The organism is Armatimonadota bacterium (assembly GCA_025059775.1).
Taxonomy (GTDB): Bacteria; Sysuimicrobiota; Sysuimicrobiia; order Sysuimicrobiales; family Sysuimicrobiaceae; genus Sysuimicrobium.
Window position 1 is genome coordinate 58501 of the sequence record JANXCW010000004.1, and the last position, 21751, is coordinate 80251.

Consider the following 21751-nt stretch of genomic DNA (forward strand, 5'->3'; position numbering starts at 1 on the left):
GGGGATGCGCAGCGACCTCATCAAAGCCGGCGTTCCCCGCGCGGGAGCCAGGGCCATGCTCCGGGCGGTGGGGGTGGGGGATGCGGATTTCCACAAGCCGTTTGTGGGCGTGGTGAACACCTGGACGAACGGCATGCCCTGCAACGTGCACCTGCGGGACCTTGCCCAGGAGCTGCGGGCGGGCATCCAGGAGGCGGGGCTGGTACCCTTTGAGTTCGGGGCGCCCGCCATCGCGGACGGGATCTCCATGGGAACACCAGGAATGCGGGCGAGCCTTGTGAGCCGGGAGGTGATCGCGGACGCGGTGGAGCTGGTTGCCCAGGGCTACCTGTACGACGCTATGGTGGTCCTCGTGGGCTGCGACAAAACCATCCCGGGGGGGGCCCTGGGCCTGTTGCGCAGCGGGGTACCGGGAATGGTGCTGTACGGGGGCTCTGTTGCGCCGGGTGTGTGGGGGGAGCGCAAGCTCACCATCGTGGAGGTGTACGAGGCCATTGGACAGTTCGCCGCGGGCAGAATTGGGGAGGAAGAGCTGGAGGCGGTGGAGCGACATGCGGTTCCCGGACCGGGGGCATGCGGGGGGCAGTACACCGCCAACACCATGGCCATGGCCTTGGAGGTCCTAGGGCTTTCACCCATGGGCTACAACAGCATCCCCGCGGTGGTGCCGGAGAAACGGGAGGCCACGCGGCGGGCCGCCTGGGTGCTTCTGGATGCCCTCCGATCCGGTCGCACGCCCCGGGAGTTCCTCACCCGCAAATCCTTCCTGAACGCCATCGCCGTGGTCACGGCCACGGGCGGATCCACCAACGCGGTCCTGCACCTGCTGGCTTTGGCGCAGGAGGCGGGAGTTCGGTTGACCCTGGACGACTTCGACGCGGTGAGCCGTCACACCCCCGTGATCGCAGACCTCCGGCCGTGGGGAAAGTACACCGCGTGGGAACTGTACGAGGCCGGGGGAACACGGCTGGTGGTGAAGCGGCTGCTGGAGGCGGGACTCCTGGATGGCACGCAGCGCACCGTGACGGGGAAGACCCTGGAGGAGGAGGTGGCGGACGCTACGGAGACTCCGGGGCAGCAGGTCGTGAGCCGCGCAGAACGCCCCTTTAAGTCACACGGGGGGCTTGTCGTGTTGCGGGGGTCTTTGGCCCCGGAGGGCGCGGTGCTGAAGCTGGCAGGAACGGAACGGTTGCATTTCCGGGGACCTGCTCGGGTGTTCGATGGGGAGGAGGCCGCCCTCCGGGCGGTGCTGGAAGGGCAGATCCGGGCGGGGGACGTGGTGGTGATCCGGTACGAGGGACCCAAGGGTGCTCCGGGGATGCCGGAGATGCTGGCGGTTACCGCAGCCCTGGTGGGGGAAGGCCTGGGCGCGGAGGTGGCCCTGGTGACCGACGGCCGGTTCTCTGGGGGGACCCGAGGCCTGATGGTGGGACACGTCTGCCCTGAGGCCCAGGTGGGCGGTCCCATTGCCCTGGTGGAGGAAGGAGACCTCATCACCGTCGACGTGGAGAAAAGGCGGCTGGATCTGGAGGTTCCGGAGGAAGTCCTGCGCGCGCGGCGCGCGCGCTTCCAGCCGCGGCCGACTCCGGAGCGCAGTGGGATCCTCGGCCGCTATGCGGCGCTCGTTTCCCCCGCGTCCGAAGGAGCCGTGCTCCGACTACCGCCCGCTTGAGGGCAGCCCGTAGAGCATGGCATAGATCACCCACCCGGTTGCAGCCACATACAGCCACAGCGGGAGGGTGATCCGGGCAACGGCCCGGTGTGCTCCATACTGCCCGCGGAGGGCCCGGAGGAGGGTGAGGAGTACGAGGGGGATGAGGACAGTGGCAAGAACGGTGTGGGTGACGAGGACGGCGAGGTAGATGACGCGGAGAAGGCCCGTACCCGAAAACGGCTTGGCTCCGAAGACCGCCCACCGAACCAGGTAGACCACGAGGAAAAGGGCGGCAAACAGGGCGGCTACCAGCATCGCCAGATGGTGCTGGCGGACTTGGCGCCGGCGGATAAAGGCGTACCCCCCCAGGACGGCAAGGCCGCTGATCCCGATAAGGGCAGTGTTGAACGACGCGAGCCACTGGTCCATTGGCGCCTACAAAATAAACATAGAAACGGTTTCTACATGCCCAACCTCACCACAAACCACGACGACCCCCCCAGGCCAGCGGTTTCTGCGCATAATGAACATTATGTTGCATTCGGATCCCAGGATCTCTACTCCTCCGCCTGGAACGCCTCCCGCAGGCTCCGATAGGTCTCCCGCAGGTGCTGGGGAATAATCTTCACATCTGCAAGCACGGGCATGAAGTTCGTGTCTCCAAACCACCTGGGGACCACGTGGACGTGCAGGTGGCCTTCAATTCCCGCTCCCGCGGCCCGCCCCAGATTGATGCCCACGTTGAACCCATCCGGTCGAAAGGCCCGTTGCAAAGCCCGGACCGTCCGCGTCACCGCCTCCCAAAGCCCCAGCACCTCCTCCGGCCCTAGCCCTCCGAGATCCGCGGTGTGCCGGTAAGGAACCGCCATCACGTGCCCGCTGCTGTAGGGGAACAGGTTCAGCATCACGAAGGACCACTGGCCCCTCCACACGATGAGGTTCTCCTCGTCCTTCCCCTGCCGGGGCTTGGTGCAGAAAATGCAGCCCTCCTCGGGAGGGGCCTGGATGTATTCGAGTCGCCATGGCGCCCATAGCTGCCGCATGTTCACAACACCCCCAGCCGGCGCAGCGCATCCGCGGCCGCCGCCTGCTCGGCCTCCTTCTTGCTCTTCCCCTTCCCTTCCCCTAGTACCCTTCCAGCCACCTCGACCACCGCCACGAACACCTTCGCGTGGTCCGGCCCCTCCGTGGCCGTGATCCGATATTGGGGGACCACCCGCTCCCGCCGCTGGACCACCTCCTGCAGCTGCCCCTTGAAGTCCCCACGCACCTCCTCCAACCGCTCCAGAAGAGGTCCGATCCATCCGCTCACCACCGCGTGTGCGACCCCGTAGCCCGCGTCCACGTATACGGCCCCCACCACCGCCTCCAGCACATCCGCCAACAGGGAGGCTCGCTCTCTCCCACCGCTCCGATCCTCCCCCCTGCCCAGCAGGATGTACTTCCCCAGGTGGAGGCTGCGGGCAATTTCCGCCAGCGTGGGTTCGCTCACCAGCCGCGCCCGCATCCGGGCCAGCTCCCCCTCCCGCGCGGCGGGAAACCGCCGGTAGAGATGGTCGCTCACCACCAAGTTCAGCACCGCATCCCCCAGGAACTCCAGCCGCTCGTACGACTCCAGACCGCTGGAGGCGTCCTCATGGGCATAGGATCCATGCACTAGGGCCACCTCCAGGATCCGCAGATCCCGGAACCGAACACCCAGCCGTTCCGCCAGCTCCAGCAGCTGTTCCGTCCGAGATGGCCCGGATGGGTGCGACACCGAGGACGCGCTCAGAGCTCGAGTCTCCTGACCGCCAGGGTCGCGTTGTGCCCACCGAATCCGAAGGCGTTGGAGAGAGCCACCCGCACCTCCGCGGGCCGAGGCCGGTTCGGCACGTAGTCCAGATCGCAGTCCGGATCCGGAACCTCGTAGTTGATGGTGGGCGGAAGCACCCGATGATGGATGGCCAGCACGCACGCGATGAGCTCCACGCCGCCCGCGGCTCCCAGGAGATGGGCCGTCATGGATTTGGTGGAGCTCACCGCCAGACGGTACGCGTGTTTCCCGAACACCCGCTTGATGGCCAGGGTCTCGTACTTGTCGTTGTACGGGGTGCTGGTTCCGTGCGCATTGATGTAGTCCACCTCCTCCGGACGCAGACCCGCATCCTGGAGGCACCGGGCCATGGCCAGAGCCGCCCCCTCTCCCTCCGGATCCGGTTGGGTGATGTGGTAAGCGTCCGCACTCATCCCGTACCCCACCACCTCGCAGTAGATCCGGGCATCCCGGCGCAAGGCGTGCCCCAGCTCTTCCAGGATCACGATCCCGGCTCCCTCTCCCATGACGAATCCATCCCGGTGGGCATCGAAGGGGCGTACCGCCTTCTGCGGCTCCTCGTTGCGCGTGGACATGGCCCGCATGGCACAGAACCCCGCGATGGAAAGCTCCGTGATGGCCGCCTCCGTACCACCCGCGATCACCACGTCCGCCTCCCCTCGCTGGATGATCCGCAACGCATCCCCAATGGCGTGCCCTCCCGTGGCGCAGGCGGTTACCGGCGCCGTGTTCGGACCTCGGGCGCCCGTGAGGATGCTCACCGCCCCTGCCGCCATGTTGATGATGAGCATGGGGATGAAGAAGGGGCTGACCCGGTCCGGTCCCCGGGTGAGAAGGACCTTATGCTGCTCTTCCCACGTGGTGGCTCCGCCGATCCCGGAGCCGATCACCACCCCCACACGGTCCGCGTTCTCCCGCGTGACCTGAAATTCCGCGTCTCGCAGGGCCATGCGGGTTGCCGCGATGGCGAACTGGACGAAGCGGTCGTTGCGCTTCGCCTCCTTCCGATCCATCCAGTCCAGGGGGTCGAAGTCCAGGACCTCTGCGGCGATCCGGGTGGGGTACCGGGAGGCGTCAAAACCCTGAATGGGACGGACCCCGCTCCGACCCTCCATGAGGGCGTTCCAGAAACTGTCCTTCCCGATCCCAATGGGGGTGACGACCCCGATCCCCGTGACAACGACCCGGCGTTTGGTCATGCACGTTCCTTGGCGGCCAGGCGCTGCTCGATGTACTGCACCGCTTGACCCACCGTCCGGATCTTCTCTGCCTCCTCGTCCGGGATCTCGATTCCGAACTCCTCCTCCAGGGCCATCACCAGCTCCACCACGTCCAGGGAGTCCGCGCCCAGGTCCTCCACGAAGGAGGCCTCCTCCGTCACTTCCTCCCCGTTGACTCCCAGCTGCTCCACGATGATGGCCTTCACCCGCTCAAAGGTCGGCGTGGTCATCCCGCTCCTCCCTTCCCGTATCAGCGATGGGACCTCCTATTTCATAACCATACCGCCATCCACGTTCAAGACCTGCCCCGTGATGTACCCCGCCGCTTCGCTGGCCAGGAACACCACCGCGGCCGCTACCTCCTCTGGCCGGGCCGTCCTCCCCATGGGGATGTTCGCCAGCAGCGCCGCCCGTTGTTGCTCCGTGAGGGCCTCTGTGAGCCCGGCCTCCACATATCCCGGGGCCACCGCGTTCACCGTGATGTTGCGGCTCGCCACCTCCCGTGCCACCGCTCGCGTGAACCCGATGACCCCTGCCTTCGCGGCCACGTAGTTCGCCTGCCCCACATTCCCCACCTCCCCCACCACGGAGGTGATGTTGATCACACGGCCCCACCGAGCCCGCAGCATGTCCCGGAGTGCCTCCCGGGTACAGAGGAACGTCCCCGTGAGGTTCGTCTCCAGAACCCGCTGCCACTCCTCCAGCCGCATGCGCACCAGCAACACATCCCGCAGCGTTCCTGCGTTGTTCACCAGGATGTCCACCCGACCGAAGGCCTCCCGGGCCCGCGCAAAGAGGCGCGCCACTTCTTCCTCCCGCCGCACGTCCGCGGGCAGGGCGATGGCCTCCCCTCCCCCCCCCACGATCTCCCGCACCACCGCCTCCGCGGCCTCCTGGCGGGTTCCGTAGTGCACCACCACCCGACATCCTGCCTCCGCCAAGGCCCGGCACACGGCCCCCCCGATGGCTCCACTTCCACCTGTTACCAGGGCCACTTTCCCCTCCATACGAAACCAGTTCATCCGCCCAGGGCCTCCTGCATCTTCACCGCCGCCAGAGACGCCCGATCTTCCACGGAGAAGACCCGCGCACCCGGGACCTGGCGTCGGATCAGCCCGGCGAGGATTCTTCCGGGGCCGCACTCCACAAAGGTATCCACACCATGCGCCTCCATCCACCTCACGGACTGCGCCCACCGAACGGGACAGGTCACCTGTTCCACCAGGAGCCGGCGGATCTCGTCACCCCGGTGCACGGGCCGTGCGGTCACGTTGGCGACCACGGGGATCTCGGGATCCCGGATCGGTACCTCCTCTAGAACCGCGGTGAGCCGCTCCGCCGCCGGGCGCATGAGGCTTGTATGGAAAGGAGCGGAGACCGGGAGCCGCACGGACCTCCGGGCTCCCCGAGCTTTCGCGAGGCGGATGGCTTCCTCCACCGCCAACCGATCCCCTCCCACCACCACCTGATCTGGAGCGTTGTAGTTGGCTGCTTCGCAGACCCCCAGCGTTGCGGCCTCCCGGCAGATCTCCTCTACCGTCTCCGCGTCCAGGTGCAGGAGGGCCGCCATGGCCACGTCCCGTCCCGCGGTAGCCTCCTGCATGAAGATCCCCCGCAGCCGTACCACCCGCACCGCATCCTCAAAGGAGAGGGCTCCGGCCGCCACCAGGGCCGTGTACTCTCCCAGGCTGAGACCTGCCACATACACCGGAGGGGGAAGGTGCGGCCGCACGGCCACAAAGCACGCCAGACTCGTGGTCAGGATGGCGGGCTGGGTGTTGGCGGTTTGCTGGAGGACGTCCTCAGGACCCCGGGCACACAGTTCCAGGAGATCGAATCCCAGGACCTGACTCGCCCGCTCGAACAGGGCCCGCGACTCCGCATGGGCCTCCGCCACCTCCACCCCCATCCCCACGTACTGGGCGCCTTGTCCCGGAAACACGTACGCCAGCCGCACGGTCACCCCCAGCGCAGAGCACAGGCCCCCCAGGTAAGCCCGGCCCCGAAGGCCACGAGCACCGTGAGATCTCCGGGTTGCAGACGTCCCGTGGCCACCGCCTCGTAGAGGGCCACGGGGACGGAAGCCGCGGAGGTGTTCCCGTACCGGTCCACGTTCACGAAGAACTTCTCCATGGGCTGCCCCAACCGCTGTGCGGCCGCCTGGATGATCCGGATGTTTGCCTGGTGGGGGATGAAGAGGTCCACCTGTTCGGGATCCACACCCGCCCGCTGGCACACCTCCTCGATGGCCCGGGGAATCACCCGGGTGGCGAATTTAAACACCTCCCGCCCGTTCATGGTGATGTAGTGGAGCCCCCGTTCCACCGTCTCGTGGGAGGCGGGCAAACGGCTTCCGCCCGCGGGCTGGGCGATGAGGGATGCTCCGGAACCGTCCGCTCCAAGCCAGAAGGAAAGGACCCCGCGGCGGCCATCCGAAGGGGCCATGACCACCGCCCCCGCGGCATCCCCGAACAGCACGCACGTGGTCCGGTCTTCCCAGTTCACGATCTTGCTCAGCACGTCCGCGCCCACTACCAGCACCCGCCGTGCCAGGCCTGCCACGATGTGGGCATGTGCCATGGCCATGGCGTACAGGAAGCTGCTGCAGGCCGCAGAGACGTCCACTGCCGCCGCCGCCCGGGCGCCCAATCGGTCCTGCAGGATGCAGCCGGTAGCGGGGAAGACGGCATCCGGTGTTGCGGTCCCCACCAGGATGAGGTCCAGGTCCTCTGGGGACACGGAGGCGGCCCGCAGGGCCTCCCGGGCCGCCTCCAGGGCCAGATCCGAAGTGGCCTGGTCCTCCCGGGCAACGCGCCGCTCCCGGATCCCCGTGCGGAGGGTGATCCATTCATCCGTAGTATTCACCCTCCGCTCCAGCTCCGCGTTCGTGAGAACCCGCTCGGGGACATAGCGTCCCATCCCCACAATGCGGCTGGACCCTGCCATGGTTCTCCTCCTCTCCGTGGATCGCCTCGTCCTCGGCCCGTTGCTTCCCGGAAAGCACGGAACGCGTCTCCGTGTCTAGGAGCGGCTCGGTTTCTCCTCCGTGACCACGGCCCGGCCATTGTAGAACCCGCACTGGGGACACACCCGGTGGGGAAGGATGGGCTCCTTGCAGCGCGGGCACGGGATCAGGTTCGGCGGCTCCACCCGCCATAGGGCACGACGCCGGGCTACCCGCATGTGGGAGTGACGCATCGATCGGCTCATCTCCCTCACCTCCGGACACACTACGCTCACTCTACTCTGAACCGCTCCAGGAGGGCAAGACGCGGGTCCCGGGCGAGGGGCGTGCAGCCGCAGGAGGCGACGTTGCGGTCTGCTCCGCACACAGGGCACAGGCCCGCGCAGTCCGGCCGACACAGGGGGGCGTGTGGAAGGGCCAGCAGGAGATGCTGCCGGAAGACCTCCTCCACATCCAGCTCCCCGTCCAGGGGGAAGACGAAATCCTCCTCCTCCAGCGCTCCGCCCCACTCCGGCCGGAGGGCAGGGTCAAAGAGTTCAGAGACCTGTACAGAGATCGTTCCCACGAACTCCCGCAGGCACCGGGCACAGGTCTGCCGAACCTCTACCGTCGCCTCCCCGCTCAACCGGACGCGTCCTCCCTCGGCCCGTACCCATGCCCGGCCCCGCACCGGGCTTATGAAGACCGCGTCCTCTCCCTCCGGGGGAACGGATCCCCGGAGCTCTACCGCCACGCCCGCGGGAGCCTGAAAGATCTCCTGAACCGTGATCCGCATCTCCGCACCCCGAGTCCGTTTTGAGGAAACGTGTATCTCCTACTTTTCCTTCCGGTCCTCCAGCATCTGCTTCCCCTTCCGGATGCTCAAAAGGACCCGCAGCACCCCCTGCTCCAGATCGTCCAGAACCTGCCGCGCGTATGCATCCGCCCCCCTCCGGGTCTCCTCCGCAGCCAATTGAGCCGCGTGGAGGATCTCCTCCGCCTGGCGCTGCGCCAGCTTCACCACCTCGTGCTCCCCGCTCAGGCGCAGGGCATGCTCCTGGGCCCGAAGGACGATCCCCCGGGCCTCCTCCTGAGCCCGGAGCAGCAGCTGCTCCGCCTCTGCCCGCATCCGTTGTGCTTCCTGGAGCTCGCGGGGGAGGCGAGCCCGGATCATCTGCAGGAGCGTACGCACCTCCTTTTCATCCAGCCCCCTGCGTTCCCACAGGGAGGGCCTTGTGGAGAGCAGATGCTCCAGACGATCCAGTAACTCCCAAACCGTCTCCACAGTTACCGCCGTACCTTCCCGCGCAGTCGCTCCAGTACCCCAGAGGGCACCAGCTCTGAGACGTCCCCCCCCAGCCTGGCCACTTCCTTGATGAGGGTGGAGCTGAGGTAGGCAAGGGCGGGGCTCGTGGGCAGGAAGAGGGTCTCCACCTCCGGAGCGAGACGGCGGTTCATCATCGCCATCTTCATCTCCGCGTCGAAATCCATGGTGGCCCGGAGCCCCTTGACGATGACCCGGGCTCCACAGCGGCGTGCGAAGGTGACGGTGAGATCCTCGAAGGCCTCCACCCGGACACCGGAAAGGCCGGAGGTGGCCTCCCGGACCATCTCCACCCGTTCCTCGGGGCTGAAGAGGGGACGTTTCGCAGGGTTGTGCGCAACCCCCACCACCAGAACGTCGAAGAGCCCCGCGGCCCGCACGATGATGTCCAGATGTCCGAGGTGGATCGGGTCAAAGGTACCCGGATAGACGGCGACGATCATGCTCCCCTCCAGACCAGGATTCGCACCCGGGTGTCCCCGTACCGCCGATCCCGCACGGCCGTGTAGCCCGGAGGCACCGGCACCTCCTCCCGTGCCCCGCTTTCCGCCACCACGGTGGCCCCCGGCACCAGGAGCCCGGAGGTCCTCAGGGCCTCCAACGTTTGACCCACGAGTCCCAGCCCGTACGGTGGATCCAGGAACACCAGATCGAACCGACGGCCTTTTCGCCCCAGGGACCGCAGGGCCCGGAAGACATCCGAAGGCCACACCTCTGCCCGATCCTCCCACCCTCCCCTCACGAGATTCTCCCGGAGCACCTGGACCGCCCGGGGATCCCGTTCCACGAACACAGCTTCCCCTGCTCCCCGACTCAGGGCCTCCAGCCCCAGGCTCCCCGTACCGGCGAAGAGGTCCAGCACCCGGGCTTCCTGGACCCGCTCCCCCAACATGTTGAAGATGGCGTCCCGCACCCGCTCCTGGGTAGGCCGTACCCCAGGGGGGACCCGGATCCTCCGTCCCCTCCCCGCCCTGGTCCGCATGATCAGCCAACCGCCAGCAACGCCGCGGATCCCTCATACCGGGCCAAAAGGGCCCGTCGCAGGGCTTGGTGCTCGGGCCGCTCCAGTCTGGGGTCTGCGGCGAGGAGGAGGGAAGCCGCCTCCCGGGATCGTTCCAGGAGGGCCCCATCCCGGAGAGGGTTCGCTACCCGGAAGTCTGGGAGGCCGTGCTGTCGCGTCCCAAACAGCTCCCCGGGCCCCCGGAGTTCCAGATCCACCTGGGCGATCTCGAAGCCGTCGGTGGTACGGGCCAAGGCTTCCAGCCGTTGCCTCCCCTCCTCCGTGCTCGGCTCCGCGATCAGAATACAGTAGGCCTTCTGCCCCCCTCTCCCCACCCGACCCCGGAGCTGGTGCAGCTGGGCGAGCCCGAACCGCTCTGCGTGCTCCACCACCATGACGGTGGCGTTCGGCACATCCACCCCCACCTCGATCACAGGAGTGGCCACCAGGACGGAGATCTCCCCCGCCCGGAAGGCCTGCATGACCCGCTCCTTCTCCTCTACCCCCATCCGCCCATGCACGATCCCTACCCGCAAGTCCGGGAACACCCGGGAACGCAGATCCTCGTAGAGCTCCACGGCCGCCTGTACATCCAGCCTCTCGGACTCCTCCACGAGGGGGCATACGATGTAGGCTTGACGGCCCCCCTCCACCTCCCGTCGGACGAAGGCGTAGATACGCTCCCGATCCTGCGGGGTCCGGAGATAGGTGCGCACGGGGACACGTCCCGGAGGGAGTTCATCGAGCACAGAGATGTCCAGATCCCCGTACAGGGTGAGGGCCAGAGTGCGGGGAATGGGGGTGGCGGTCATCACCAGGACGTCCGGATCCCGCGCCTTTTGACGGAGGGCGGCCCGTTGAGCCACCCCGAACTTGTGCTGCTCATCCACGATCACCAGGGCCAACCGGTGGAAGGTCACATCCTCCTGGAGCAGCGCATGGGTGCCCACCACGAGATCGACCTCCCCGGAGGCGATCTCCGCCCGCCGCACCTCCCGCTCCCCTCGCCCGAGCCCTCCCGTGAGCAGGACCGTGCGAATCCCGAGGGGTTCCAGCAGGCGACGGAAGGTGAGGTAGTGCTGCTCCGCCAGGATCTCCGTGGGGGCCATGACCGCGGCCTGATACCCTCCCTGGACTGCGATCACCACCGCGGCCGCGGCCACCGCGGTCTTTCCGGAACCCACATCCCCCTGCAGTAGGCGGTTCATAGGGTGCGGGGAGTACATGTCCCGGGCGATCTCTCCGATGACCCTTTGCTGGGCCCGGGTGAGGGAGAAGGGGAGGGAGACGAAGAAGGCCTCCAGCATCTTTCCCTCCGTCCGGTACCGGTGGGGCTTCATAGCCGCGCGCACCTCCCGCTGGCGCAGCAGCAGGGCCAGCTGCAGGATCAGGAGCTCCTCGAACGCCAACCGCCGCCGGGCGGCCTCGGCCTCCGGCAGGCTCGCGGGGAAGTGCACGGCCTTGAAGGCTTGCGGGAGCGAGGGGAGTCCGAATCGCTTCCGAATCCCCTCTGGAAGGGTCTCGGAAACCCATGGGGCGAATTGCTGAACCGCGGTGTAGATCACCCGCCGCAGGAGGCGGGGCGAGAGGCCCTCGGTGACGGAGTGGACTGGAACGATGCGGCCCGTGTGGAGGAAGGAAGCCGCGCCCTTCGTGAGCACCTCGAACTCCGGGTTCTCGATCTCGATCTGCCCGAAGGCCCGGCGCACCCGACCCCACACCACGATCTCCGTGCGGGGTTGGAGGGTTCTGTGGAGGTGGCGGTTCCCCCAGAACTTCAGCACCCCTACTGCGGTGCCGTCCGTCACGTACACTTCCGTCAGGGTCCGGCCCGTACGCAGCTGCGGGGTGTGCAGCCGCACCACGGTGGCCCGGAAGGTGCGGTACTCGCCATGGGGAGCGTCGTAGAGACGGCTGAAGTGCCGCCGATCCTCATAGCGACGGGGAAGGTGGTAGAGAAGGTCCTCCACCGTATGCAGGCCTAGACGGCGCAGCTGCTCCGCCAGGGCGGGGCCTACGCCCCGCACCGCCTCCACGCCCTGCTGTAGTCCTCCCTGTCCCGCCGGCATCCGAGGGGTGGTGTTCGCATCCTCCTGTCCCATTTCCTGCGCTCCCGGACTTCGCGCTCTCCTCCTGCCTATGGTAGAATGCGTCGGGTCAAGGAGGGAGGAATATGGCACGGGTGTGCGAGATCTGCGGCAAGCGGCCCACAAGCGGCCACAACGTCTCCTTCAGCAACCGGCACACGAAGCGACGGTTCTTGCCCAACCTCCAGCGGGTGCGCGCCCGGATAGGGGGAGCCGCGCGCCGGATCACCGTCTGCACCACCTGCCTGCGCTCCGGCCGCGTCCAGCGGGCGGTCTAGACGAAGCCACGAAGGAGATCGTGGAGGGCAGGGCCCTCGAGGAGGTAATGTTCTCCGCAGAACCGGCACCGGACCTCCGCCCTTCCCTGCTCCCGCAGGAGGGCACCGAGCTCCCGGGGGCCTAGGCTTGTGAGGACTTCCCGCACGCGCTTTACCGAGCAGGTGCACTGGAACCGAAGGGGTCGCTCCTCCAGTACCCGGAAGGGGAGGTCTCCCAGTGCCACCTGGAGGATCTCCACGGGCCGCAATCCTCGCCAAACCAGGGCGGTGACGGGTGGGAGCGTGCGGGAGTGGGCGTCCAGGTAGGCGAGGATCTCCTCGCGGGTGCCCGGCAGGACCTGCACGAGAAAGCCGCCCGCAGCGGCTACGTGGCCTTGGGCCTCCACCAGTACGCCCAGGGCCACCACCGAGGGGATCTGTTCGGACTGCGCGAAATAGTACGCGAGGTCCTCCCCGATCTCCCCGGAGACGAGGGGAGCGGCACCATGGTACGGGTACCGGAGCCCCAGGTCTCGGGTCACGTGGAGTACTCCCCGACCCACCGCGGTGCCTACGTCGAGCTTGCGGGGCCGTCGAAGCGGGAGGTGGACGTGGGGGTTCTGGACGTACCCCCGCACGGCTCCCTCCGCGGTTCCATCTGCCAGAATCCCGCCCAGAGGGCCATCCCCCAGGATGCGGAGGGTGACCTTCTGACCTCGCTTAAGGGTGCCCGCCAGCAACCCCGAGGCGGTTAGGGCCCGTCCTAGGGCCGCCGTGGCTGTGGGCGCGGTTCCGTGGCGAACCCGGGCTTCCTCCACCAGCTCCGTGGTCACGCAGGCAAACGCCCGTACCGACCCCTCCGCTCCCAGCGCCCGCACCAGGGTATCCATCCGCTTACCCCCACCGCCTCCCACGGATTCGGATGGCCAGCAGTTCTCCCTCCCGCACCTCCACCTCCGGGTCCTGAGCCGTCACCTCGTTGCTGATCCCCAGGGAGGACCCGAGCCTTAGGGTGCCGTCTACGAGGGCGAACCGCAAGCCCCGGGTGGAGATTCCCGAGCTCGCCGGGAGGATGGAAAAGAGGGAGACCAGGTCTCCCGGCCGGGCATCCAGTCGAACCCGACCCCGCACCAACTGGACCAGGATCCCACCCTGTCGGATTCGAAGGTCCAGACCCCGCTGGGCCGCATAGTGCAGCAGGAGCAGATTCCCCAGTAGGTGGTCTGGACGCCCTCCGAGGGCGCTGAGGAGGTAGGCCCTCTGGTAGCCTCGCTCTGCCACCAAGTCCACCGCCAGCTCCGTGTCCGTTTTGTCCTTGTCCCGGGGATGCCTGAGGACCTGCGCGCCGATCCGCTCCACCCAGGCGAGGGTATCCGGGTCCAGGGAATCTAGGTCGCCCACCACCACGTGTGGCCGCCACCCGGCTTCCCGGGCCCTCTTGGCCCCGCCGTCCGCACACACGACGAACGGGGCGGATTTGAGTGCCGCGGGCAGCCGGCCCCGGCTGCCTGCCACCATCACCGCTACGGGTTCCGCATCCCGCACGAGGATCCCCTCATGACCATCGTCGTAGCGCCCGCAGGAGGAGCAGGGTGAGGACGACGCTGATCGCCACCTCCGGAAGCATGTACGAGCCGTTGTAGAGGGCGGAGTACACCACGGGGCTCATCCCCCGGGGCGCGTACTGGTTGAAAAACACGATCCCGCTCAGGAAATGCGCGCAGAAGCGCCCCGCTCCCCCCACCACCACGCCCAGCCAGGGGATGGAGCGCAGCAGTCCCGCAAGTCCCAGGACGCCGAAGGCCACGGGGTAATCGAGCAGGAACTGGAGGGGATGGAGGAACACCGGTTCCAGCAGGAAGTTCACGAGACCCGTGAGCACCCCTGCCAGGATCCCCCGTCCCGCCCCCCATCGGAGGGCCACGGAGTATACGGGCACCATGCTCCCCGCGGTGATGGAGCCACCCTGCGGCAGCTGGTACACCTTCAGCATTCCCAGCGTCGCGCTGAGGGCTACCGCCACGGCCACCTCCGCCATCCACCGGGAAGCCGGCGCCTTCACGGATCCCCCTTTCCGGGTCGGATGAAGGAAAAGAGAGGATTGCAGGGACCGAACCCCTTCCCAAGGGGGAGGGCTGCTTCGATGGCACGGGTGACGAAGGCCTTTCCCTCCCGGATGGCCTCCCGGGGCTCCAGCCCCCGGCTCAAATAGGCCGCGATGGCAGCGGAGAGGACGCAGCCCGTGCCGTGGGTGTGCTTGGTGGGAATGCGCGCGGCTGCAAGCTCTGAACACTCTTCCCCGTCGTACAGCACGTCCACGGGGTGCCCCGGGAGGTGACCTCCCTTCAGGAGCACGAAACGGGGCCCCAGGTCTGCGATCCGGCGGGCGGCTTCCTTCATCTCCCCGAGATCCCGGATCTCCTGACCCGTCAGAACCTGGGCTTCCGGGAGATTCGGAGTCACCACCAGGGCGAGCGGCAGGAGCCGCGTGCGTAAGGCCTCCTGAGCCTCCGGGCGCAGGAGTGGCGCACCGCTCTTCGCCACCATGACGGGATCCACCACGAGCCGCGTCATACGATGTGCACGGATCCGGTCCGCCACCACCTCGATGATGGCGGTGCTGCTGAGCATCCCGGTCTTCGCTGCGTCCACCCCGATGTCCTCCACCACGGCGTCGATCTGGGCGGCCACCACCTCCGGCGGTACCTCGTGCACCGCATAGACCCCCACGGTGTTCTGGGCCGTGATGGCGGTGAGGACACTCATCCCGAAGACCCCAAGGACGGAGAAAGTCTTGAGATCCGCCTGGATGCCCGCCCCGCCGCCGGAGTCTGAGCCCGCGATGGTGAGGGCTCTGGGCACGGTCACGTCCGCACCTCCTTTCGCCGTGCGAGGGCTTCGTCCACAGCCCGGCGCAGGGCCCGGGTAGCTTCCCACATGTCCTCCGCCGCGGCCACCGCGGAGATCACCGCCACCCCAGCCGCCCCTGCCCGGATCACCTCCGGAATCCGATCCAGGGTAATCCCGCCGATCCCCACCACGGGGATGCGTGCCGCCCGGGCGATTTCCCCAAGCGCCTCAGGGCCGATGGGCGCTCCCGCATCCGGCTTCGTGCCTGTGGCGTACACGGAACCCACCCCCAGATAACTCGCTCCCTCTTCCTGTGCCCGTAGGGCTTCTTCCACGTTTCCCGCGGAGGCACCCACGATGCGGTGGGGTCCCAGGATCCCGCGGACAACCCCTACGGGGAGATCGTCCGGCCCCACGTGCACGCCGTCCGCGTCCACCGCGAGGGCAATGTCCAGCCGGTCGTTCACGATGAACGGCACCCCCCAGCTCCTGCACAGTTCCCGTAGCCGCCGGGCGGTCTCATAGAGCTGTCGGGTTGTCGCCCGCTTTTCCCGGAACTGGAGCACGGTAGCCCCTCCCCGCAGGGCCGCGGATGCCACCTCTTCGTGGGTGCGCCCCCGGAAGGTGGCGTCTGTGATCACGTACAGCCGCAGGTCAAGTGGCACGGCCCTGCCTCCGCACCAGACCCCCGAGGAGCGCGTGGAGGAGGAAGGCGGCCAGGAAGCTGGGGAGGGAGGCTCCCAGCCATGGCAGCGAGGCGCTCAGGGGGAAGGGAAGACCCAGGGCCCGAAACAGCGCGGTCAACAGATCCTTCCACCCCGGAGCTTCCGTGGGTACGATCCACTGGTACAGGAGAAAGCCCGCTAGCCACGGCACAAAAGCCCCCCATCGGACCCCCGCCGCCTGTGGCCCATAGAGGTCATCGGGGTTCAGGTGGCCCCGACGCACCACGAAGTAATCCGCCACCAGAACCCCGAACAAGGGCACGAAGAAGGCCCCGATGAGGAACAGGAAGGCCTCGTACTGGGCGAGGGGGATGGTGGCCGCAAGGATGGAGCAAATGCCCCCTACCCCCACCGCGAGCCGTCGCCGGTCTGCGTGGGGCCAGAGGTTCTGGAGGGAGACGGAGGTGGAGTAGATGTTGGCGAAGGCCTCGTCCGTCTCGTCCACGAGCAGAATCCCGAGGGCCACGGCTCCCGCGGGAATGGCCAGGACCGCGGCGATGAGGTCCTCAGCCCGCAGGGCCAGCATGAACAGCGCCCCGAGGGCGTAGAACCAGAAATTCGCAAGTCCGTACCCCAGGGCCGTGCCCCAGAAGGCCGCACGGGGATCGCTCCCGAACCGGGTGTAGTCCGCCACCAGGGGGATCCAGGAGACGGGCATGGCCACCACCAAGTCCACCCCCAGCCAGAAGGGCAACCGCCCCGTGCCCGGCTGGTTCCACAGACCCGCGACGTCGAACCGGAAGAGGGCGTACCAGGTGAGGTACAGGGTGGAGGCTACGACGAACCAGATGGCGTACTTACGCAGCCACCGCCGCACCACCACGATGGGCCCGCCCACGGCCATCAGGGTGGTCAACAGCCCGAAGGCCGCCACCCAGGCCACGGAACTGGAGGCCCCCAGGATCCGGCGCGTGATGGCGTCCGCGCTCTGGGTGATGATGAGGAGCTCGAACGCACCCCACCCGATGTTCTGCAAGATGTTGAGGATCGTGGGCGCCGCGGAGCCCGTGATCCCAAGCGGCGCCCGCAGCAGGACCATGCTGGGAACCCCCACCCGCATCCCCATCCACGCCCCCAGCCCCAACAGAAGGTTCCCCAGGACGACGCCTACCGCGGTGGCCAGGAGCGCATCCCGCAGCCCCAGCCCAGGAACCAACAGGGCTCCGGCCACCAAGAGCAGCAGGCTGATGCCGAGGTTGAGCCACAGCACGAAGATGTCCCAGCCTCCCAGAGGCCGCCGCGCCTCCGGGAGGGGCTCGATCCCCCACTCCGTCACCACCTCGCGTTCGGACACCGCGGCGGTCACGTCTTCACCTCCCAGCTCATCTCCCAGAACCGGATCTCGTGCTCGACGGTTTCCTGGAACGCTTCCCGCGCCGCCTCCCGCTCTTTCTCGGTTGCTTCCCTCAGCGCCCGCTCCGCCGCCGCCTCCAGTTCCTGCACGTAGCGCCCGAAGCCGGGGTTGGTCCAGCGCTCCACGAACTCCCGGTACGGCTCCGCTCCGGGCCGCGCTTCACTCCAGGCCTCGAAGTAGATGCGCTCCAGGGCCCACAGGGACACGAGCTGCGCCACGTACGGTCCACTGGAAAGGGCCCACAGGAAGTTCACGTAGTTGCGGCAGGCGGGGTGCACGGCTGCCTGCAGGTTCAGCCCGCGTCGAGTGGCCTGATCCTCGAACCACCCGAGCTCCTCCACGAGCGCCAAAATCCCCCGGGCCAGCACCGCCTGGTCCCGTCGTGGGGCCAGGGCGAGCAGGCGCGCCTGGAACGGTAGCAGCCCCCGCACGAAGTGGTAGTCCTGCACGAACCATGTGGCGAACGTCTGCTGCGGCAGGGTCCCGTCCCGCACGGCCGCGAGGAACGGATGCCGGGTGGCCATGAGCCACCGATCCGCCCACGCTTCCTTCAAGGCCTGGGGAGTCATCCCGACCTCCAGGCGGCCTCGAAGAACGCGTGCTCTAGCTGCATGGCGCGGCGGTAGAGATCGGAAAGCCGCGAGGGCTCTCCGGCGTAGCGATCCAGGAGTTCCTCCAGCCGTTTGGCCAGGGCTTCGAACTCCGGACTCGCGTAGGTGCGCACCCACTCCAGGTAGGGGCTCCCCGGATGCGTGATGGGTTCCAGGGAGCGGCCCAGGTAGGCATATAGGCGCATACAGGGCGTCATCGCCGCCGCGATGGGGCCTACGGGTTCCAGGGCTGCCACCCGCAGAAGGAAATCCGTATAGGCGCTGGTTGCGGGTGCAGGCTGCGGTGTGAGATCAATGCCCCAGGTGCGGGCGTACTCCGCGTGCAGCTCCAGCTCCCGGAGCACACCATCGAGCAGCTCCTTCCACGCCCCAAACCCCTCCCGATCCGGGGACTTCGCCATGGCCAGGGCATAGGCCCGGGCGAAGGCCTCCAGGAAGTACGCATCCTGCCCCACGTAGAAAGCGAACTTGGACCGCTCCAGCTTCCCGGAGGCGATCCCCTGAACGAAGGGATGGCGGAGGCACTCCTGCGCCAGGTCTTGGTTTTCCCGCCACAGCCGTTCCGCTAGACTCATGTGTCCAACCAAAACCGCCAGGCCCGACCGAGGACCTGGCGGTTTGGGAAACTGCCCATTCCCCACGCCAGCATTACCTGGATCGGGTCAAGCGGGGTCTGCAGCATTGGCCTGGACCACTTCCGTCCGGACCGGCTGCACTCTCAGCCCGGCTCTTCCGAGCTCCCCCAGGGCGGTCATTCGGTTTTTCTCAATGTCGATTATGGCACGGTATGCAAGGGGGTTCGATTAGTGCTTGAAGCAACGGTTTCTTTATATTTTTTTTAAAGAACCTCCCTACCGCCCCAACTGAGAGAGGAAGAACCGATGGAGCCGCGCCTCCTCCGTGACCTCCGGGTGGAAGCTGGCACCCAACCACGGACCCTGCCGCACGAGTACGGGATGTTCCTCGAAGGTGGCCAGCACTTCCACCCCCGGACCCACTCGGGTAATGCGGGGAGCCCGGATGAAGGCCACCCGAAGGGGCGGAGGGCTCAGGAACTCCACCCACACCTCCGTCTCAAAGCTTTCCCGCTGCCTTCCGTAGGCGTTGCGGGCTACGGTGATGTCCACCAGTCCCAGGCTCTCCACCGGGTCGCCCGTGATCTCCCGCGCGAGCAGGATAAGGCCCGCGCACGTACCGAGAATGGGCATGCCTGCCAGAGCCCTTTCCCGGATGGCCTCCACCAACCCCGCTCGCTCCGCAAGGCGGCTTTGGGCCGGGCTTTCGCCTCCGGGGAGAACCAGCCCATCTACCTCCACCAGCTCCGCAGGGGTCCGTACCTCCACCGTTTCGGCCCCTAGCCTCCGCAACATCTCCGCGTGCTCCGCCACGTCTCCCTGCAGGGCCAGGATTCCGATGCGGACCATCCTACGCCCCCCGCACCTGGAGCAGTTCCCGCTCTGGGAGTACCCGTACGTCCACGCCCCGCATGGGTTCCCCCAGGTTCTCGCTAGCCCGGGCGATCACATGGGGATCGCGGAAATGGGCCACCGCGTCTACGATGGCCTGGGCCCGACGGACGGGATCGCTCGACTTGAAGATCCCACTTCCCACGAACACCCCATCGCACCCGAGCTGCATCATCAGGGCCGCGTCCGCGGGCGTGGCGATCCCGCCCGCGGCGAAGTTCACCACCGGGAGCCGTCCCAGCCGCCGCACCTCCCGTACGAGCTCGAGCGGCGCTCCCAGCTCCCGGGCCACCGTCACCAGCTCCTCCTCCGGAAGGGCCTGGAGGCGGCGGATTTCATCCAGGATCTGCCGCACGTGGCGCACCGCCTCCACCACGTTCCCGGTCCCCGCCTCCCCCTTGGTCCGGATCATCGCGGCGCCCTCCGCGATCCGGCGCAGGGCCTCTCCGAGATCCCGTGCCCCGCATACGAAGGGCGTGCGGAAGCGCCGCTTGTCGATGTGGTACCGCTCGTCCGCGGGGGTCAAGACCTCACTCTCGTCGATCATGTCCACCCCGATGGCCTCCAGCACCTGGGCTTCCACGAAGTGGCCGATGCGTACCTTCGCCATCACGGGGATGCTGACCGCCTCCATGATGGCCTTGATACGGGCGGGATCCGCCATCCGGGCCACCCCGCCCTGAGCCCGGATATCCGCGGGCACCCGCTCCAGGGCCATCACCGCCACGGCCCCGGCCTCCTCCGCGATGCGGGCCTCCTCCGGGGTGGTCACGTCCATGATCACCCCACCCTTCAGCATGGCCGCAAACCCGCGCTTGACGCGCTCCGTCCCCTCTTCCCTCATGCCTTCACCTCCTCCAGGATCTCCAAGGCCCGCCACAGCTCGTCCCGGGCAAACGGCACCAGTTCCTCCCGCTTCCCATCCCGAACCTGCGTGAGGCCAGAGGTCAGGAACCGGCCCACCGCCGCCGCAGGGATCCCGGCCTGTGCCAGCGCCTCCAGGGTCCGGTCCGGATCCCGCGTAGCGATGAGCAGGCTACCGCTGCTGATGAGTCCCAGGGGATCGATCCCCACGAGGTCGCAGATCCTCCGGGTCTCCTCCCGCACGGGGATTCGGTCCACCCACAGCTCCAATCCGACCCCGGAGGCGTGGGCCATCTCCAGGGCCGCGCCCACAATCCCCCCCTCCGTGGCGTCGTGCATGGCCACGGCGCCCGCGTGCACCGCCACCCTCCCCTCCGGGAGCACGCTGATCTCCCCGAGGAAGGCCTGGGCCCGGCGCACGAGTTCCTGCCCCAGGTGCTCAATGAAGTAGGCGGCGAAGTCTGTAGCGAGGATGGCGGTCCCCTCCAGGCCCGCCGCCTTGGTGATCAGCAAGGCGTCTCCGGGGCGGGCTCCGGAGGTGGTCACGTAGCTGTTTCTGGGGGCTTTCCCAATGGCCGTCATGACCACTAGGGTCCGATCGATTCCCGGAGTGACCTCCGTGTGTCCGCCCACGATTTCCACCCCGATCGCCGCCGCGGTCCTGCCCGCCTCCTCCATGAGCCGCCGGAGGTCTTCCTCCGTACTCCCCTCCCGGAGAAGCACGTCTAAGAGCAGGCCCACGGGTTCGGCTCCCGTGGCCGCGAGGTCGTTGCAGGCCACGTGTACCGCGAGCTGCCCCAGGTGCCGGGTGGCTCCCGTAATGGGGTCCGTGGTCACGACGCACACCCACTCCCCGAAATCCAGCACCGCGCAGTCCTGCCCCCATCCGGCGTGCACGAGCACGTCGGGCCGCCGGCCCAGATACGGATAGACTAGGCGTTGCAGGAGCTCCGGTGGCACCTTGCCGGGCCGCATCAGGCGGGACGCAGAACGGACCGCCGCAGCAGGGCCGCGGCCGGTATCCCTACCACGATGCCACTGCCGACCTGAAAGAGGTTTCCGGGCACCTCCGCGGCCGCGGCCCCCGGGCCCAGTCCCATGAGGTATGCCTCGGTCACGTAATAGCCTAGAACCATCCAGACTCCGGCCACCCCGGAGGCCACCACTCCCCCCACCAACCACCTCCCGCCCTTCCCTTCTCCCCACCGGAACACCCGCCAGGCCAGCCACCCGCATAGCCCGCCTTCTATCCCCTTGATCACGAGGGTGAAGGGCGCAAAGGCGGTGTATCCCGCCAGGAGGTCCGCGAGAGCAGAGCCCACCCCTCCGGCCACCGCTCCGGAAACGGGACCGAGGAGCAGCGCGGTGAGATAGACCATGGTCTCCCCGAGGTTGATGTAGCCCTGCGTGGCGGGCACCGGAATACGGATCACCAGGGTCGCCACGGCTACCAGGGCCACGCTCAGACCTCCCAGCGTGAGGTGCCGCGTGCGCATGAGGGCCTCCGTTAACGGGACTCGGTTTGGTTTTTACGCCCCAATTTGGCTTGAGAAAAGAACCAATTTCAAGCAAGATAAAT

The 21751-nt window shown here is 67.6% G+C and carries 28 protein-coding genes and 1 riboswitch; of the genes, 2 read left to right on the forward strand and 26 right to left on the reverse strand.

Annotated features, from left to right (window positions below; translation table 11 throughout):
- The first annotated feature begins 4 nt into the window (after positions 1 to 4).
- A complete protein-coding gene (gene ilvD, locus N0A24_04180) occupies positions 5 to 1672 on the forward strand; it encodes a dihydroxy-acid dehydratase (GenBank protein ID MCS7172595.1) in 1668 nt (555 codons plus the stop codon).
- On the opposite strand, the gene N0A24_04185 is transcribed toward ilvD, so the two are convergent.
- From N0A24_04185 to recG, 14 genes are all read right to left on the reverse strand, one after another.
- Complete coding sequence (locus N0A24_04185; protein ID MCS7172596.1) at positions 1658 to 2083, reverse strand: DUF420 domain-containing protein; 426 nt, start codon at positions 2081 to 2083, stop codon at positions 1658 to 1660. The genes ilvD and N0A24_04185 overlap by 15 nt on opposite strands.
- A gap of 128 nt (positions 2084 to 2211) precedes the next feature.
- A complete protein-coding gene (locus N0A24_04190; GenBank protein ID MCS7172597.1) occupies positions 2212 to 2697 on the reverse strand; it encodes an HIT domain-containing protein in 486 nt (161 codons plus the stop codon).
- A 2-nt stretch (positions 2698 to 2699) separates the two neighbouring features.
- Positions 2700 to 3413, reverse strand: a complete 714-nt coding sequence (rnc, locus tag N0A24_04195) for a ribonuclease III (GenBank protein ID MCS7172598.1) — start codon at positions 3411 to 3413, stop codon at positions 2700 to 2702.
- Between the two features lie 11 nt (positions 3414 to 3424).
- The gene (gene fabF / locus N0A24_04200) at positions 3425 to 4669 is read right to left on the reverse strand and encodes a beta-ketoacyl-ACP synthase II (protein MCS7172599.1); all 1245 of its coding nucleotides are present in this window, start codon (positions 4667 to 4669) and stop codon (positions 3425 to 3427) included.
- Positions 4666 to 4920: an acyl carrier protein gene (gene acpP / locus N0A24_04205; protein ID MCS7172600.1), complete on the reverse strand. Its 255-nt coding sequence runs from the start codon at positions 4918 to 4920 to the stop codon at positions 4666 to 4668. The genes fabF and acpP overlap by 4 nt, the downstream gene beginning before the upstream one ends.
- A gap of 36 nt (positions 4921 to 4956) precedes the next feature.
- Positions 4957 to 5712, reverse strand: coding sequence for a 3-oxoacyl-[acyl-carrier-protein] reductase (fabG, locus tag N0A24_04210; GenBank protein MCS7172601.1), 756 nt, complete (start codon positions 5710 to 5712; stop codon positions 4957 to 4959).
- Entirely contained in the window at positions 5709 to 6647 is a 939-nt protein-coding gene (gene fabD / locus N0A24_04215; protein ID MCS7172602.1) for an ACP S-malonyltransferase, read from the reverse strand. Before fabD ends, fabG begins: the two co-directional genes overlap by 4 nt.
- 2 nt (positions 6648 to 6649) lie before the next feature.
- Positions 6650 to 7636, reverse strand: a complete 987-nt coding sequence (locus tag N0A24_04220) for a ketoacyl-ACP synthase III (GenBank protein MCS7172603.1) — start codon at positions 7634 to 7636, stop codon at positions 6650 to 6652.
- Between the two features lie 75 nt (positions 7637 to 7711).
- Positions 7712 to 7900 carry a 50S ribosomal protein L32 gene (rpmF, locus tag N0A24_04225; protein ID MCS7172604.1) on the reverse strand — a complete coding sequence of 63 codons (189 nt, stop codon included), beginning with the start codon at positions 7898 to 7900 and terminating at the stop codon, positions 7712 to 7714.
- Between the two features lie 26 nt (positions 7901 to 7926).
- Positions 7927 to 8430, reverse strand: a complete 504-nt coding sequence (locus N0A24_04230) for a DUF177 domain-containing protein (GenBank protein MCS7172605.1) — start codon at positions 8428 to 8430, stop codon at positions 7927 to 7929.
- 39 nt (positions 8431 to 8469) lie between these two features.
- Complete coding sequence (locus tag N0A24_04235) at positions 8470 to 8919, reverse strand: hypothetical protein (protein MCS7172606.1); 450 nt, start codon at positions 8917 to 8919, stop codon at positions 8470 to 8472.
- Positions 8920 to 8921: 2 nt separating this feature from the next.
- Positions 8922 to 9401 (reverse strand): pantetheine-phosphate adenylyltransferase, encoded by a 480-nt coding sequence (coaD, locus tag N0A24_04240; protein ID MCS7172607.1) that lies wholly within the window; start codon positions 9399 to 9401, stop codon positions 8922 to 8924.
- A complete protein-coding gene (gene rsmD, locus N0A24_04245; protein ID MCS7172608.1) occupies positions 9398 to 9940 on the reverse strand; it encodes a 16S rRNA (guanine(966)-N(2))-methyltransferase RsmD in 543 nt (180 codons plus the stop codon). The genes coaD and rsmD overlap by 4 nt, the downstream gene beginning before the upstream one ends.
- 2 nt (positions 9941 to 9942) lie before the next feature.
- A complete protein-coding gene (gene recG / locus N0A24_04250; GenBank protein MCS7172609.1) occupies positions 9943 to 12060 on the reverse strand; it encodes an ATP-dependent DNA helicase RecG in 2118 nt (705 codons plus the stop codon).
- A gap of 71 nt (positions 12061 to 12131) precedes the next feature.
- Here recG and rpmB point away from each other — a divergent pair, with 71 nt between their 5' ends.
- Entirely contained in the window at positions 12132 to 12323 is a 192-nt protein-coding gene (gene rpmB / locus N0A24_04255) for a 50S ribosomal protein L28 (protein ID MCS7172610.1), read from the forward strand.
- On the opposite strand, the gene hslO is transcribed toward rpmB, so the two are convergent.
- The 12 genes from hslO to N0A24_04315 all read right to left on the reverse strand — a co-directional run bounded on the left by hslO (position 12320) and on the right by N0A24_04315 (position 21668).
- Entirely contained in the window at positions 12320 to 13192 is an 873-nt protein-coding gene (gene hslO / locus N0A24_04260; GenBank protein MCS7172611.1) for an Hsp33 family molecular chaperone HslO, read from the reverse strand. The two genes, rpmB and hslO, sit on opposite strands and share 4 nt — an antisense overlap.
- A gap of 4 nt (positions 13193 to 13196) precedes the next feature.
- Positions 13197 to 13847 carry a thiamine diphosphokinase gene (locus tag N0A24_04265; GenBank protein ID MCS7172612.1) on the reverse strand — a complete coding sequence of 217 codons (651 nt, stop codon included), beginning with the start codon at positions 13845 to 13847 and terminating at the stop codon, positions 13197 to 13199.
- Between the two features lie 10 nt (positions 13848 to 13857).
- Positions 13858 to 14364: an energy-coupled thiamine transporter ThiT gene (gene thiT / locus N0A24_04270; GenBank protein ID MCS7172613.1), complete on the reverse strand. Its 507-nt coding sequence runs from the start codon at positions 14362 to 14364 to the stop codon at positions 13858 to 13860.
- Entirely contained in the window at positions 14361 to 15170 is an 810-nt protein-coding gene (thiD, locus tag N0A24_04275; protein ID MCS7172614.1) for a bifunctional hydroxymethylpyrimidine kinase/phosphomethylpyrimidine kinase, read from the reverse strand. The genes thiT and thiD overlap by 4 nt, the downstream gene beginning before the upstream one ends.
- Positions 15167 to 15817, reverse strand: coding sequence for a thiamine phosphate synthase (gene thiE / locus N0A24_04280; GenBank protein ID MCS7172615.1), 651 nt, complete (start codon positions 15815 to 15817; stop codon positions 15167 to 15169). The genes thiD and thiE overlap by 4 nt, the downstream gene beginning before the upstream one ends.
- Entirely contained in the window at positions 15807 to 17183 is a 1377-nt protein-coding gene (gene cytX, locus N0A24_04285) for a putative hydroxymethylpyrimidine transporter CytX (protein MCS7172616.1), read from the reverse strand. Before cytX ends, thiE begins: the two co-directional genes overlap by 11 nt.
- Positions 17180 to 17800, reverse strand: coding sequence for a TenA family transcriptional regulator (locus tag N0A24_04290; protein ID MCS7172617.1), 621 nt, complete (start codon positions 17798 to 17800; stop codon positions 17180 to 17182). Before N0A24_04290 ends, cytX begins: the two co-directional genes overlap by 4 nt.
- Positions 17797 to 18417 (reverse strand): TenA family protein, encoded by a 621-nt coding sequence (locus N0A24_04295; GenBank protein ID MCS7172618.1) that lies wholly within the window; start codon positions 18415 to 18417, stop codon positions 17797 to 17799. Before N0A24_04295 ends, N0A24_04290 begins: the two co-directional genes overlap by 4 nt.
- A 41-nt stretch (positions 18418 to 18458) precedes the next feature.
- Positions 18459 to 18596, reverse strand: a riboswitch (TPP riboswitch).
- Positions 18597 to 18693: 97 nt separating this feature from the next.
- On the reverse strand, positions 18694 to 19266 hold the full coding sequence (gene pdxT, locus N0A24_04300) for a pyridoxal 5'-phosphate synthase glutaminase subunit PdxT (GenBank protein MCS7172619.1): 573 nt from the start codon (positions 19264 to 19266) through the stop codon (positions 18694 to 18696).
- Position 19267: 1 nt separating this feature from the next.
- On the reverse strand, positions 19268 to 20152 hold the full coding sequence (gene pdxS, locus N0A24_04305) for a pyridoxal 5'-phosphate synthase lyase subunit PdxS (protein MCS7172620.1): 885 nt from the start codon (positions 20150 to 20152) through the stop codon (positions 19268 to 19270).
- The gene (locus N0A24_04310; GenBank protein MCS7172621.1) at positions 20149 to 21147 is read right to left on the reverse strand and encodes an AIR synthase family protein; all 999 of its coding nucleotides are present in this window, start codon (positions 21145 to 21147) and stop codon (positions 20149 to 20151) included. The genes pdxS and N0A24_04310 overlap by 4 nt, the downstream gene beginning before the upstream one ends.
- Positions 21147 to 21668: an ECF transporter S component gene (locus N0A24_04315; protein MCS7172622.1), complete on the reverse strand. Its 522-nt coding sequence runs from the start codon at positions 21666 to 21668 to the stop codon at positions 21147 to 21149. The genes N0A24_04310 and N0A24_04315 overlap by 1 nt, the downstream gene beginning before the upstream one ends.
- Between the last annotated feature and the right edge of the window lie 83 nt (positions 21669 to 21751).